At 65.3% G+C, this 14,158-nt stretch carries 11 protein-coding genes; 9 read left to right on the top strand and 2 right to left on the bottom strand.

Going from position 1 to position 14,158, the window contains the following annotated elements:
• Positions 1-32 precede the first annotated feature (32 nt).
• The 5 genes from AB0I14_RS23205 to narI all read left to right on the top strand — a co-directional run bounded on the left by AB0I14_RS23205 (position 33) and on the right by narI (position 8,004).
• Entirely contained in the window at positions 33-1,211 is a 1,179-nt protein-coding gene (locus tag AB0I14_RS23205; protein WP_358027280.1) for a nitrate/nitrite transporter, read from the top strand.
• Positions 1,211-4,897, top strand: coding sequence for a nitrate reductase subunit alpha (locus tag AB0I14_RS23200; RefSeq protein WP_358026460.1), 3,687 nt, complete (start codon positions 1,211-1,213; stop codon positions 4,895-4,897). Before AB0I14_RS23205 ends, AB0I14_RS23200 begins: the two co-directional genes overlap by 1 nt.
• The gene (gene narH, locus AB0I14_RS23195; protein WP_358026458.1) at positions 4,894-6,537 is read left to right on the top strand and encodes a nitrate reductase subunit beta; all 1,644 of its coding nucleotides are present in this window, start codon (positions 4,894-4,896) and stop codon (positions 6,535-6,537) included. The genes AB0I14_RS23200 and narH overlap by 4 nt, the downstream gene beginning before the upstream one ends.
• Positions 6,538-6,695: 158 nt before the next feature.
• Positions 6,696-7,265, top strand: a complete 570-nt coding sequence (gene narJ / locus AB0I14_RS23190; RefSeq protein WP_358027278.1) for a nitrate reductase molybdenum cofactor assembly chaperone — start codon at positions 6,696-6,698, stop codon at positions 7,263-7,265.
• A gap of 13 nt (positions 7,266-7,278) precedes the next feature.
• Positions 7,279-8,004: a respiratory nitrate reductase subunit gamma gene (gene narI / locus AB0I14_RS23185; protein ID WP_358026455.1), complete on the top strand. Its 726-nt coding sequence runs from the start codon at positions 7,279-7,281 to the stop codon at positions 8,002-8,004.
• 8 nt (positions 8,005-8,012) lie between these two features.
• Here narI and AB0I14_RS23180 read toward each other — a convergent pair whose 3' ends face one another.
• Positions 8,013-8,483: a MarR family winged helix-turn-helix transcriptional regulator gene (locus tag AB0I14_RS23180; RefSeq protein ID WP_358026452.1), complete on the bottom strand. Its 471-nt coding sequence runs from the start codon at positions 8,481-8,483 to the stop codon at positions 8,013-8,015.
• Positions 8,484-8,518: 35 nt separating this feature from the next.
• The gene (locus tag AB0I14_RS23175) at positions 8,519-9,562 is read right to left on the bottom strand and encodes a TIGR03617 family F420-dependent LLM class oxidoreductase (protein WP_358026450.1); all 1,044 of its coding nucleotides are present in this window, start codon (positions 9,560-9,562) and stop codon (positions 8,519-8,521) included.
• Between the two features lie 113 nt (positions 9,563-9,675).
• On the opposite strand from AB0I14_RS23175, the gene AB0I14_RS23170 reads away from it, so the two are divergent.
• The 4 genes from AB0I14_RS23170 to AB0I14_RS23155 all read left to right on the top strand — a co-directional run bounded on the left by AB0I14_RS23170 (position 9,676) and on the right by AB0I14_RS23155 (position 14,025).
• Complete coding sequence (locus AB0I14_RS23170) at positions 9,676-10,830, top strand: sulfotransferase (RefSeq protein ID WP_358026448.1); 1,155 nt, start codon at positions 9,676-9,678, stop codon at positions 10,828-10,830.
• Entirely contained in the window at positions 10,820-12,127 is a 1,308-nt protein-coding gene (locus AB0I14_RS23165) for a hypothetical protein (RefSeq protein ID WP_358026446.1), read from the top strand. The genes AB0I14_RS23170 and AB0I14_RS23165 overlap by 11 nt, the downstream gene beginning before the upstream one ends.
• 69 nt (positions 12,128-12,196) lie before the next feature.
• Complete coding sequence (locus tag AB0I14_RS23160; protein WP_358026443.1) at positions 12,197-13,582, top strand: wax ester/triacylglycerol synthase family O-acyltransferase; 1,386 nt, start codon at positions 12,197-12,199, stop codon at positions 13,580-13,582.
• Positions 13,583-13,587: 5 nt separating this feature from the next.
• Positions 13,588-14,025: a pyridoxamine 5'-phosphate oxidase family protein gene (locus AB0I14_RS23155; RefSeq protein ID WP_358026440.1), complete on the top strand. Its 438-nt coding sequence runs from the start codon at positions 13,588-13,590 to the stop codon at positions 14,023-14,025.
• Positions 14,026-14,158 lie beyond the last annotated feature (133 nt).

The following is a 14,158-nucleotide window of genomic DNA, read 5'->3' as shown; positions in this document are numbered from 1 at the left end:
CAAGAACGCCGTACCTGGGCCAAGGGCAGAGCATGAATCTGTTGCTGGCCACCTGGGTCTCGGCCATCAATTTCTGGGCCTGGAACATGATCGGGCCGCTGTCCACCACCTACGCCGGTGACATGAGACTCAGCGCCACGCAAGCCTCGATGCTCGTCGCCACGCCGATACTCGTCGGATCGCTCGGCCGTATAGCGGTCGGGGCGCTGACCGATCGGTACGGCGGTCGCACCATGTTCCTCGCGGTGACGTTGGCCTCGATCGTGCCGGTACTGGCGGTCGGTGCGGCCGGCGAGGCCAGGTCCTACCCCATGTTGTTGGTGTGCGGATTCTTCCTGGGTGTTGCCGGAACCGTATTCGCCGTCGGAATTCCGTTCGCCAACAACTGGTACGAGCCCTCGCGGCGCGGCTATGCGACCGGTGTGTTCGGCATGGGAATGGTGGGTACGGCGCTGTCGGCGTTCTTCACGCCGAGATTTGTGCGGTGGTTCGGATTGTTTCCCACCCACCTCATCATCGCGGTGGCCCTGGCGTTGACGGCGGTGTTGTGCCTTGTGGCGATGCGCAATTCGCCGGCATTCCAGCCGAATACCGATCCGGTGCTGCCGAAACTCAAGTCGGCCCTGAAACTTCCCGTGACATGGGAGATGTCGTTCCTGTACGCCGTGGTCTTTGGCGGATTCGTGGCGTTCAGCAACTACCTGCCGACCTACCTCAAGAACGTGTACGAGTTCTCCTCCGTCGAAGCGGGCTCTCGCACAGCGGGATTTGCGTTGGCCGCGGTGCTGGCCCGGCCGGTCGGCGGTGCGCTCTCGGACCGGATACCTCCCAAGTTCGTGGTGCTCACTTCCTTCGCCGGGACCGCGGTACTCGCCTTCATTGCGATGTTCCAACCGCCGCCGGATGTGTGGTCGGCGGCAACTTTCATCGGTTTGGCGATCTTCCTGGGCATCGGCACCGGCGGCGTCTTCGCCTGGGTGGCTCGCCGGTCACCGGCCAAGGAGGTGGGCTCGGTCACCGGAATCGTCGCTGCGGCAGGTGGTTTGGGTGGCTACTTCCCACCGTTGGTGATGGGTGCGACGTACGACGCTGTGGATCACGACTACTCGGTCGGACTTGTGCTGTTGGTGGCGACGGCATTGGTGGCGTTCGGATACACCGCACTCCGATTGCATGCCCACGAGCCCGAGCCGGCCAAGGAGGCCCGTTGATGAGCAAGCCCCACGTCGGCGGATCGATTGAGGAACTGCTCGAGCGCAGTGGCCGCTTCTTCACCCCCGGTGAATTCTCCGGCGACCTGCGTACCGTCACCCGCAAGGGAGGGCGTGAGGGCGACGTGTTCTACCGCGACCGGTGGAGCCACGACAAGGTGGTGCGCTCCACACACGGGGTGAACTGCACCGGATCATGCTCCTGGAAGATCTATGTCAAGGACGGGATCATCACCTGGGAAACCCAGGAGACCGACTACCCGTCGGTCGGTCCCGACCGCCCTGAGTACGAGCCTCGCGGTTGCCCGCGCGGCGCGGCGTTCTCCTGGTACACCTATTCGCCGACGCGGGTGCGGTACCCGTATGCGCGTGGCGTGCTGGTCGACATGTACCGGGAAGCCAAGGACCGCCTGAAGGATCCCGTGTTGGCCTGGGCCGACATCCAGGGTGATCCCTTGCGCCGCAAGCGATATCACCAGGCCCGGGGCAAGGGTGGTCTGGTCCGGGTGACCTGGTCCGAGGCCACCGAGATGATCGCCGCCGCGCACGTGCACACGATCAAGACCTACGGGCCGGACCGGGTGGCCGGGTTCTCGCCGATCCCGGCGATGTCGATGGTGTCGTTCGCGGCGGGGTCCCGGTTCGTGGAGCTCATCGGTGGGGTGATGACGTCGTTCTACGACTGGTATGCCGATCTGCCGGTGGCCTCCCCGCAGGTGTTCGGCGATCAGACCGACGTGCCCGAGTCCGGGGACTGGTGGGACGCGTCGTATCTGATGATGTGGGGATCCAACGTCCCGGTGACACGCACACCCGACGCGCACTGGATGGCCGAGGTCCGTTATCGCGGCACGAAAGTGGTCACGGTCAGCCCGGATTACGCCGATAACACCAAGTTCGCCGATGAGTGGATGCCGTGCGCGGCGGGCACCGACGGTGCGCTGGCGATGGCGATGGGTCACGTCATCCTCGACGAGTGCTTTGTGCAGAACCGTGTTCCGTTCTTCGTCGACTACGTGCGCCAGTTCACGGATCTGCCGTTTCTGGTCAAGCTCGAAGAGCGCGACGGTGCGCTGGTTCCCGGGAAGAACCTCACCGCAGCAGATCTCGGCGGGGTGATAGCCGAGCAGGAGAATGCGGCGTTCAAGCCGGTGCTGCTCGACGGTGTCAGCAACAGCGTCGCGGTGCCGCAGGGCTCGCTCGGATTCCGCTTCGGCAAAGATGGCGTCGGCAAGTGGAACCTCGACCTCGAAAACCTGACTCCGGCCCTGACTGTGTTGGGGGACATCTTCGAGACTGCCGAGATCACGCTGCCGCGTTTCGACACGGTCGACGGATCCGGCGCCACCCTGCAGCGGGGCGTGCCGGTGCGGCGGGTCGGCGAGCACCTGGTGTGCACGGTGTTCGACCTGATGCTGGCCCAGTACGGCGTGCACCGTCCCGGCCTACCCGGAGACTGGCCCTCCGGCTACGACGACGCCACTCGGCCCTACACCCCGGCGTGGCAGGAGCAGATCACCGGAGTGTCTGCGGGTCAGGCCATCCGGGTGGCACGCGAATTCGCCCGCAATGCCGAGGAATCCGGCGGCCGGTCGATGATCATCATGGGTGCCGGTATCTGCCAGTGGTTCCACGGCGACGCCACCTACCGGGCGGTGCTGGCGCTGCTGTTGCTCACCGGTTCGATGGGCCGCAACGGCGGCGGCTGGGCGCATTACGTGGGGCAGGAGAAATGCCGCCCGGTGACCGGGTGGGCCGCGATGGCGATGGGCACCGACTGGTCGCGTCCGCCACGGCAGATGGCGGGCACGTCGTACTGGTATGCCCACACCGACCAGTGGCGTTACGACGGATACCGGGCCGACGCCCTGTCGAGTCCGGTCGGGCGGGGTCGGTTCCGCGACAAACACACAATGGACGTGCTGACTTCGGCAGTAGCCATGGGGTGGACGCCCTTCTTCCCGCAGTTCGACCGGTCAAGCCTGGACGTGGTGGACGAGGCCAAGGCGGCCGGCCGAGAGGTGCCGGAGTATGTCGCCGAGCAGTTGGCAAGTGGCGGGCTGAAACTCGCGGTCACCGATCCGGACAATCCGGTCAACTGGCCGCGGGTGCTCAATGTCTGGCGGGCCAACCTGCTGGGCTCTTCCAGCAAGGGCAACGAGTACTTCCTGCGGCACCTGCTGGGCACGACCTCGAATGTTCAGGCCGAGCCGGCCGCGGAGGACTTGCGGCCCAATGACGTGGCGTGGACCGAGGACATCCCGGAGGGCAAGCTCGACCTGCTGATGTCCATCGACTTCCGCATGACGTCGACGACTCTGCTCTCTGATGTGGTGCTTCCCGCAGCGACCTGGTACGAGAAGGCCGACCTGTCCAGCACGGACATGCATCCGTACGTGCACGCGTTCAGCCCGGCTGTGGACCCGCCTTGGGAAACCCGCTCGGACTTCGAGGCTTTCGGGGCGATCGCGCGGGCATTCAGTGCTCTGGCGGCCCGGCACCTTGGCACCCGCACCGATGTGGTGATGGGCACGCTGCAGCACGACACCCCTGGTGCAATGGCCTATCCCGGTGGCACCGAGCATGATTGGCGGACCACCGGTGAGACACCGGTGCCAGGCAAGACGATGGGACCGCTGGTGGTCGTGGAGCGTGACTACACGACGATCGCCGAGAAATGGTCGGCACTCGGTCCGCTGGTCGAGAGCCTGGGCCTGACCACCAAGGGCATCACCACCTACCCAGAGCAGGAGGTCCTCGAGCTCGCCGCGAAGTTCGGGGTGATGGATTCCGGTGCGGCACAGGGCCGGCCCGCGATCACCACGGCCGAGCGGATGTGCGATGTCGTCCTCGCACTGTCGGGCACGTCCAACGGTCGGCTCGCCGTCGAGGGCTTCAAGGAGTTGGAGAAGCGCACCGGGCGCAGACTGGTGCACCTGGCCGAAGGTAGTGAGGAACGCCGGATCACCTACGCCGACACCCAGGCCAGGCCGGTTCCGGTGATCACCAGCCCGGAGTGGTCGGGCAGTGAGACGGGCGGCCGCCGCTACGCGCCGTTCACGGTGAACATCGAAGAACTCAAGCCGTTCCACACGCTCACCGGGCGAATGCACTTCTACGTCGATCACGACTGGCTGGAGGAACTCGGCGAGCAGCTGCCGATTTACCGGCCCCCGTTGGACATGGCGAGATTGTTCGGCGAATCCAAGCTCGGGCGCGACGGCATCGGCCTGACGGTGCGGTATCTGACCCCGCACTCGAAGTGGTCGATCCACTCGGAGTATCAGGACAACCTGTTCATGCTCTCGCTGTCACGCGGTGGCCCCACCATGTGGATGAGCCCGTTGGATGCGGCGAAGATCGAGGTGAAAGACAACGATTGGATCGAGGCGGTGAACCGCAACGGGGTGCTGGTGTGCCGCGCCGTCGTCAGCCACCGCATGCCCGAAGGTGTGGTCTACGTCTACCACGCCCAGGAGCGGACCATCGACGTACCGCTGACCGAAACCACCGGAACCCGCGGCGGCATTCACAATTCGCTGACCCGGCTGTTGGTCAAGCCCAGTCATCTGGCCGGCGGGTACGCGCAGCACTCGTTTGCCTGGAACTATCTCGGCCCCACCGGAAATCAGCGTGATGAAGTGACGGTGGTTCGCCGCCGCTCGCAGGAGGTGAAGTACCAGTGAAGGTCATGGCCCAGATGGCGATGGTGATGAACCTCGACAAGTGCATCGGGTGTCAGACCTGTTCGGTGACCTGCAAACAGGCCTGGACCAACCGGGCCGGCACCGAGTACGTCTGGTTCAACAACGTCGAAACCCGACCAGGACAGGGCTATCCACGCACCTATCAGGATCAGGAGAAGTGGCGCGGGGGGTGGAAGCTGGACCGGCGTGGCCGACTGCGACTGCGCGACGGCGGCCGCCTGGCCAAGCTGGCCAGGATCTTCGCGAACCCGAAGTTGCCGTCGATCGACGACTACTACGAGCCGTGGACCTACGACTACGAGAACCTGACCTCGGCACCCCTGGGTGAGCACATCCCGACCGCGCCGCCGCGCAGCCTGATCACCGGAAAACCGATGAAGGTGTCTTGGTCGGCGAACTGGGACGACGATCTGGCCGGCTCGCCGGAGATCGTGCCGGGGGACCCGGTCCTCAAGCAGGTCAGCGAGCAGATCAAGCTCGAATTCGAGCAGACCTTCATGTTCTATCTGCCCCGGATCTGCGAGCACTGCCTGAATCCGGCGTGTGTGGCGTCCTGCCCGTCGGGTGCGATGTACAAGCGGTCCGAGGACGGCATCGTGCTGGTCGATCAGGACCGCTGCCGCGGCTGGCGCATGTGCGTGTCCGGATGCCCTTACAAGAAGGTCTATTTCAACCACAAGACCGGCAAGGCCGAGAAATGCACGATGTGTTATCCGCGCATCGAGGTGGGTTTGCCGACAGTGTGTTCGGAAACCTGCGTGGGCCGGTTGCGCTATCTCGGGCTGGTGCTCTACGACGTCGACCGGGTCCTGGACGCGGCGTCGGTGCCGGACGAGAAGGACCTGTATGAGGCGCAGCGGCAGATCCTGCTCGACCCGACCGACCCCGAGGTGATCGCCGGGGCCCGGGCCGAGGGCATCTCCGACGAGTGGATCGAGGCCGCGCAGCGTTCACCGGTGTACAAGCTCATCCACACCTATAGCGTTGCGCTGCCGTTGCATCCGGAGTTCCGGACGGTGCCGATGGTGTGGTACATCCCGCCGCTGTCGCCGGTGGTCGACGCGGTCAGCCGGGACGGCCACGACGGCGAGGACGTCGGCAATCTCTTCGGGGCGCTGGAAGCGTTGCGCATCCCGATCGAGTACCTGGCCGGGTTGTTCACCGCGGGGGACACCGCCGTCGTCGAAGGGGTGTTGCGTCGGCTGGCGGCGATGCGGTCCTACATGCGTGACATCAATCTCGGCCGGCAGACCCAGCCGCACATTCCGGCCGCCGTCGGCATGACCGAGGAACAGATGTACGAGATGTACCGCCTGCTGGCCATCGCCAAATATGAAGAGCGTTACGTCATTCCGACCGCATACAGCTCGGAGGCGATACCGGGCGCGGAGGAGCCCGGCTGCTCGCTGTCGTTCGAGGGCGGGCCCGGAATGTACGAGTCGGGTCCGTTCGGCGAGGCCAGTGGCGGGCCGATTCCGGTGGCGGTGGAGACCTTCCATGCGCTCCAGTCCCGGCAGACCAGCGGCGGCATGGCTGCCAACGCCCAGCGGCCGTCGCGGGTGAATCTGCTCAACTGGGACGGTAGGGGAACACCGTCGGGCATGTTCCCGCAGGATTAGGAGGACGAGTGAGGAAGCGTAGAAGCCGCTCCGACAGCGGCCTGACTCGTCGCTCCCGCGACAGCGGCCTAACTCGTCGCTCCCGCGACAGCGGCCTGACTCGTCGCTCCCGCGACAGCGGCCTGCAGGACCGCCTGGTGTGGCAGGCAGCGTCGCTGATGCTCGCCTACCCGGACGACGGCCATGCCGACCGGCTGCAGGCCGCGGCCCGTCTGCTGGATCACGTCACCGGTGAGCCCAGGGTGCTGCTGGGCGAAACCGTTGTCGGGCTGAGCCTTCGACCCACCATGGAGTTGGCGCAGGAATACGTCGAGACCTTCGACCTGCAGAAGCGCTGCACCATGCTCCTGACGTACTGGACGTCCGGGGACACCCGAAACCGCGGCGCGGACATGGTCGAATTCACCCAGGCCTATCGTGCCGCGGGGGTTGAGATACCGAAAGGTGAGGCACCGGACCATCTTCCGGTGGTGCTGGAGTTCGCCGCCACGGTCGACCCCGATGCGGGCCGACGGCTGCTCGCCAAGTACCGGGTACCGATCGGCGTGGTTGCGCGCGCGTTGGCCGACGGGGGTTCGCCGTACTCACCGGTTGTCGCTGCAGTGGCCGGAACACTGCCGTCCCTGGCCTCGGTCGACGACGTGGCACAACTCATGATGGCCGGTCCGCCAGCTGAATCCGTTGGACTGCAACCTTTTCAACTGACCGTGCCGCCACGTAGGGCGTAAGGAGACCGCTGCGATGAACTGGGAGATCTTCTGGGACGTGGTGCCGTACGTGACCCTGGCGACGGTTGCCGTCGGCACCTGGTGGCGTTACCGGTACGACAAGTTCGGCTGGACCACACGTTCATCGCAGCTCTATGAGTCGCGGTTGCTGCGGGTCGCCAGCCCGATGTTCCACTTCGGCATGCTGGTGGTGTTCATCGGGCACGTCATCGGCCTGTTCATCCCAGAGTCGTGGATGAACCTGGTGATGAGTGATCACGTCTATCACCTCCAGGCGGTGATCCTGGGCGGCATCGCCGGCATTGCCGCCCTGGTCGGCATCGCGCTGCTGATCTACCGCCGCCGCGTCACCGGTCCGGTCTTCATGGCCACCACGGTCAACGACAAGACGATGTACGTGGTGCTGGTGGCGGCGATGGTGGCGGGCTTCGCGTGCACCGCGATCGGGGCGACGCCGGAGGGCGCCGAGCACGACTACCGCGAAACCGTGTCGCCGTGGTTCCGGTCGATCTGGATCTTCCAGCCCCGCGGCGACCTGATGGCGCAGGCGCCGGTGTACTTCCACATCCACGTGATGATCGCGTTGGTGCTGTTCTGCCTGTGGCCGTTCACCCGGCTGGTGCACGTGTTCAGCGCCCCGATCGGGTACCTGTTCCGGCCCTACGTCGTGTATCGCAGCCGTGATGTCGCCGAGCGAAGTGAGTTGGTCGGATCACGGCCGCAGCGCCGGGGCTGGTGAAAGCCGCCTCAGTATTCGACGATCGGTGTTTGCTTGGTGTCGTCGAGAAATCTTGTCAACAGGCGATCGAGTTCCTGAAGATCTGCCGCGCTCCAGCCCGACAGTGCGCGCGCCAGGTGTTCCCGCCGCAGGTCCTGTAGCGCGGCGGCGGCCTTCTCTCCGGCGGGCGTGACCGTGACAATGGAGATGCGCCCATCGGCGAGATCGGCGTGCCGGGTGATGAGTCCTGCCTTGACCAGCGCCTGTACGCGGCGGGTGGTCATGCCGACGTCCATATGTGCCATCTTCGCGAGTTGGCCCGTGGGTAGCGGACCCTCGTCGATCAGGACGCGCAACAGGGCGTAGGACGGCTGCGACAGTTCGGCATCTGCCGTGATCGCTTGCCGTTTGAACGCCGACCGGCTGAGGTTCAGCCGCACAATCCGCGCGAGCGTGGCACTGATGGAGTCCACCGAGTCCATCTTGCGGTTCGCCGGCACGTCAGCTCCGATCGGGTACTTCTAGGGTTGCCTCGTCAATTTGTACCAAGGCTACTTCGGTCGTGACCGGTCTGGATGTCCCTGACGCAGTTCGAGAGCCCCTCATCGTCATCCACGTCCACGGGTGGGAGGACCACGCCGTCGGCGAGGCCCGCATACTTCGTCCGCAGCAGCGCGGGCAGTTGGTCGTATCGTCCGATGGTGACGAGTTCGTCGAGCACGTCGTCGTTAAGAATCGACGAAAGATCTTTCCACCGTTCCTGTTTCGTGAGATGTCGGAGGTCGACGGCAAGGTCGGTCCAGCCTCGTCGTTTGAGTGCGGTCGCGTAGGACGGAGTCGAGAGCAGGAAAGCCAGCATGCGGCGTTGGCGTTCGCGCTCTCGGATGACGCTCTGATCTGTCGGGCCGGTGGCGATGGCGGTCGAGGCGATGACACGCGGTTCTTCGTGGCGGTCCGACATCTGCGCGCCCCGTGCCACTGCGGGTCGTACGACGTCGCGCAGAAACTGCGGGTCTGAGTTCGTCGAGTGGGTGACGACGCCGTGGGCGACGCTACCGGCCAGTTCACACATGCCGGCATTGACCGCGCCCAGCCAGATTCTGGGCGGGTCAAGCTCTTTCGGACCCGGATTGAAGTAGGGCTGCAGCCGGTTGATCCGGTAGGCCTGCCCTTCGTGGTTGACGGGCTCCCCGGTGCGGAAGGCCGTGAAGATGGCGTTCAGGGCAGCGATGTAGTCGGCCATCCGTGCGCGGGGCTCGCTCCACGGCATTCCGAATCGGCCTTCGATGTTCTGCCGGACCTGTGTACCCAACCCGAGCTCGAAGCGGCCTTCGGACAAGATCGCCAGATCCCACGCGGTGTAGGCCATGAGCATCGGGCTGCGCACGAACGCCAAGGTCACAGCGGTTCGAATGACAAGTCGCTCGGTGTGTTCGACGGCCAGAAGTGCCGCCGCGAGCGAGTCGTGGATTGTTTCGGCGATGTGCAAGCCGTCGAAACCCAGACTCTCGATTCGCTTGGCGTAGCCGGCGACCTGTGCCAGCGGCATGTCCGGCGCCATTGCGGCGAAGACCTTCATGGCGAGGCACGGTAGCTCGCATTGGTTGACTATGTCAATCGATTGACATAGTCAACCAATGCGGCTTACGTTGCAGTCGGCCCGTTCCCAAATCAATAGTTCAAGGAGAGCCGATGGCCGGGGTGCGTTTCTACTTCGACTGGTCCAACTACTTCACGATGGCACGGTTGTTGCGCGGCGACACGATGCAGCGCAATCACCGAGTGCGGTTTCTGCGGTTCGTGCTGGGTGTCCCGCTGGTCGCGGGCTTTCACGCGCTGTGTTTCGCGCTCGACCCCTTGCTGTTCCCGTCGCTACGACGCACCGAAGTGCTAAAACCCACGTTCTGTATCGGGCACGCCCGAAGCGGCACCACCTACCTGCACCGCTTGATGGCCGAAGATCCGCAGTTCAGCTATGCCCTCATGTATGAGCTGTTCTTCCCCTCGCTGCTGCAGAAGAAGTTGCTACGTCTGATGTTCCGCATCGATGCGGCGACGGGCGGACGCGTGCGCCGCCGGCTCGATCAGGTCGAAGAACGTGCCTTTGCTCCCACCGACGACATCCACAAGACGGGATTCTTCGTTCCGGAGGAGGACGATGCACTGCTCACGTGGTCGTTGAGCTCAGGCTTCTGGATCGTGGCCTTCCCGTACATGGGCGAGCTGGACTTCTATCACGTCGACCGCTGGCCGGCGCGGAAGCGGCGGCGGATGATGACGTTCTACAAGGAATGCGTGCGGCGTCAGCTCGCGCTCAACGGCGGCGGCACCCACCTGAGCAAGAATCCCACGTTCTGTGGCCGGGTGGAAACGCTGATCGAGACCTTTCCCGACGCGAAAATCGTTGTGCCGATGCGCAACCCCTACGAAACCATACCGAGCCTCCTCAAGCTGATGAAGACCGAGTGGACGCTGAGGGGCCGCAACGAGCAACTGGTCCTGAACTCACTACGCGTCCTCGCCGACCAGTCGGTGGATACCTATACGCATCCGCTCGAGGTGCTGGCCCGGCATCCCGAGATTCGTTCCAGCGTGGTCGATTACCGCGATCTGGTCGGTACTCCGGCGAGCACGATGAGACGAATCTACGACGATCTCGGGCTCGACGTGGGGCCGGCGGCGGAGCGCGCATTCATCGCGGCCGAGGCTCGGGGCGGTCATGAGTCGGCCCATCGCTACAGCCTGGCCGAGTTCGGTCTCGATCCGCACGAGATCCAGAACCGGCTGGCCGATCTGTTCGATCAATACCAGTGGGATATCGAGGAAAGGGAAGCGCATGTCAACTGAATCAGGGCAACTCGTGCTGGAAGCGGCATGGACGGACATGATCGCAGCCCTCAGCCGGGCACGCGAAGCGGTCGTTTCCCCGGACCTGCACGCCCCTGAGGTGAACGCACTGGGCGTCGCCGAAGGCCATCGGTACCTGATGGGTTTCGCGTTCAGTGCGATCGAGCGGGCGTTCTGCGAGGATCCCGACTTCCCGTACTTCCGGCGCGCGATCCAGCCGATCGACAAGGCCACCATCGACAACGCCGACGCCCTGTACCTGTCGGCGGCCATCGACGGCGCCCGCAGCTACCGGATACGGGGCCGGTTGGCCGATCACGCGAAACCACCGCAGTACATGATCTTCGAGGCACACACGGTGTACGCCGGAGATTCCGGCAGTCTCGCTGAACTGGGACCGGGCGGCCGCGTGGTGACCGGGATCCTCGATACGTCGGATCTGCTCGTCGACGACGGCGGCGGGTTCGAGATCCTCCTGGCTCCACATCGGCCCGACGGTCACACCGGGAATTTCCTGTGCACCGCGGCAGCGGACGGGGCCGGCGCGCGTTACGTCATCGCCCGCATGCTCTTTCACGACTGGGAGAACGAAGCGTCGCCCGATCTTCACATCGCCCGGATCGGTGCGGAAGGATCCCATCCGGGGTCGATCGACCCCGAAACGGCCGCTGCAAATCTGCGCCGGGTCGGTGAGCTCGTCGAGAATCAGATGAGGTTCTGGAATGAGTTCTACGACATCGTCCTCGAGGCCAACGGCGACAAGAACGGCGACGGCGTCACCTTCATGCCCCGCAATGCACTCAATACACCGATGGGCGCCAACCTCGCGACCGGCGGAGGGCAGAGCACCAACGTGTACTCCGGCGGCGTCTACGACCTGGAGGCGGGGGAGGCGCTGCTGGTCGAGGTCACCATCCCAACCCCACCGGCCTATATGGGTTTCCACCTGTCCAACCTCTGGGGGGAATCTCTCGATTACGCCAACCGCATCAGCAGCCTCAACGGATTCCAGTCCGAACCCGATCCGGACGGGACGCTGCGCTATGTGATCGCCGACTCCGACCCAGGGGTGCCGAACTGGCTCGACACCTGCGGACACCAGACCGGCTTCCTTACGTTCCGCTGGACCTACTCGGAGCCGACGTCGGAACTGCCACTCATCAAGGTGACCGCGATGCCGCAGGCTGACGTGCGTGCGCACCTTCCCGGCACCACGCGGCGGATCGCCGGGGATGAACGCAGAGATCAAGTGCGCATTCGTCAGGAGCACGTGCAACGGCGCTACCGCCAATACTGACCGCGTCGGATCGGACAATAGGGACCTTTGGCCCTGCCCGGGCAGGGCCAAAGGGCGGACCATCGTTCTATGGAGCAGCTGACCGCACTTGACGCGGGGTTCCTGGAAGCGGAGGACTCCGACCGGCACGCGAGCCTGGCGATCGGGGCGATCGCCGTGCTGGACGGGCCGATGCCGCGCCCCGAGACCGTCGTGGCATCGCTGGCCGAACGTGCCCTGACCGCACCCCGCTTGCATCAACTGCTGCACACCCAGCCGCTCGACCTCGGCGCGCCCCGCTGGGTCGAAGACATCAACTTCGATGCGGCACACCACATTCGCTATGCCGCGCTACCTCATCCCGGTGACGATGCGGCGCTGTGCCGGTGGGCCGCCGACATCATGGAACGCCGTCTCGACCGGGACCGGCCGTTGTGGGAGTGCTGGATCGTCGACGGCCTGGAGGACAACAGGTGGGCGATCCTGCTGAAGGTCCACCACTGCATCGCCGACGGGATCGCGGCCACGCGCCTGCTGAGCCGACTGTGCGATGACGGTGCTGTGGTGGGCAACGGTGTGACACGTCAAGCATCCAGGGGAACAGCTGTTTTCAGCCCTGTCGACTGGCTCGGTAAGGCGTGGCGCATCTCGAGCGGGCTGCCCGTCGCCGCGATGCAGGCAGTACACGGGGCTCTCGACATCGTCACCGGTCTGCTGCGTCCGGCGGCCGCAACCTCGTTGACCGGACCGGTGACCAGCATGCGACGCTATGCCACCGGCGAGGTGTCGTTGGACGACGTCGACACGGTATGCCGGGAATTGGGCGTGACCGTCAATGATGTTGCCCTGGCGGCGATCACCGACACGTTCCGCAACACACTCATCCGTCGCGGTGAGACACCGACGCGCGACGCACTGCGCACCCTGGTGCCGGTTTCGGTGCGCTCCGCGGATGCGGATGATCGGACCGACAACCGCGTATCGGTGATGTTGCCGTACCTTCCGGTCGACAAGGCCGATCCGCTGCAGCAGTTGCGCGCCGTGCATTCCAGGCTGTCCAGGGCCAAGGCCAGCGGACAGCGCGAAGCGGGGAACATCCTGGTGTCAGCCGCGAATGCGATTCCGTTCCCGCTCACCGCATGGACGGTGCGGGCGCTGACCCGGTTGCCGCAGCGCGGCGTCGTCACCGTGGCCACGAATGTGCCGGGTCCGCGGAATCGATTGCGTGTCATGGGTTGTGACATCGTCCGGTTGCTTCCGATTCCGCCGCTCGCGATGCAGCTGCGAACCGGAATCGCCATCATGAGCTATGCCGACCGCCTGGTCTTCGGAGTGATCGGCGATTACGACGCGGCACCGGATGTGACCGAACTGGCCCGCGGCATCGAACATGCGGTTGCCCGTCTGGTCGATATCAGCATTGGCCACTGGCGCAGCACTCCGGTGGGTACCCTTCAACTGGTACAAGGAGGTTGATCGCCATGAAGGGATCTGAACTCGGCGTCCTCACCCGCCGACAGTGCCTGGATCTCCTGGAGGGGGTACGCGTCGGCAGGTTGGTGTTCACCGAGGACGCATTGCCGGCCGTGCAGCCCGTCAACTTCCGGGTGTGGCATGACGATGTGGTGATCCGGGTGGCCGGCGGGCCCAAGCTGATCGCCGCGACCGATCACCAGGTGGTGGCGTTCGAGGCCGACGAGCTCGATGCCGATCTACGCACCGGCTGGAGCGTGACGATCGTCGGGCATGCCGAGCACATCACCGACGTGGACGAACAGGTGGAGGTCGCCGGGACGTTCGTGCAGCCGTGGGCTGAGGGGCGGCGCGATCATTTCGTCCGGATACGGTCCGAGAAGGTCACCGGGCGTCAGCTCCGGAACCATGCGATGCCGCACTACGGTGCGGCAGGCGGCGGTTAGTACCGAAGCGGGGGGGGGGGGGGCCGCCGGGGGGGGGGGGGGGGGGGCGGCGGGGGGGGCGGGGGGGGCAGCGGGGGGTGGGGGCGGTGCGGGCGGGGGGGGGGGGGCGGGGTCGCGGACGCGCGGGGGGGTG

This window comes from Mycobacterium sp. NPDC050441, assembly GCF_040655355.1.
Classification (GTDB): Bacteria; Actinomycetota; Actinomycetes; order Mycobacteriales; family Mycobacteriaceae; genus Mycobacterium.
This window is presented reverse-complemented; position numbering and strand designations above follow the sequence as displayed.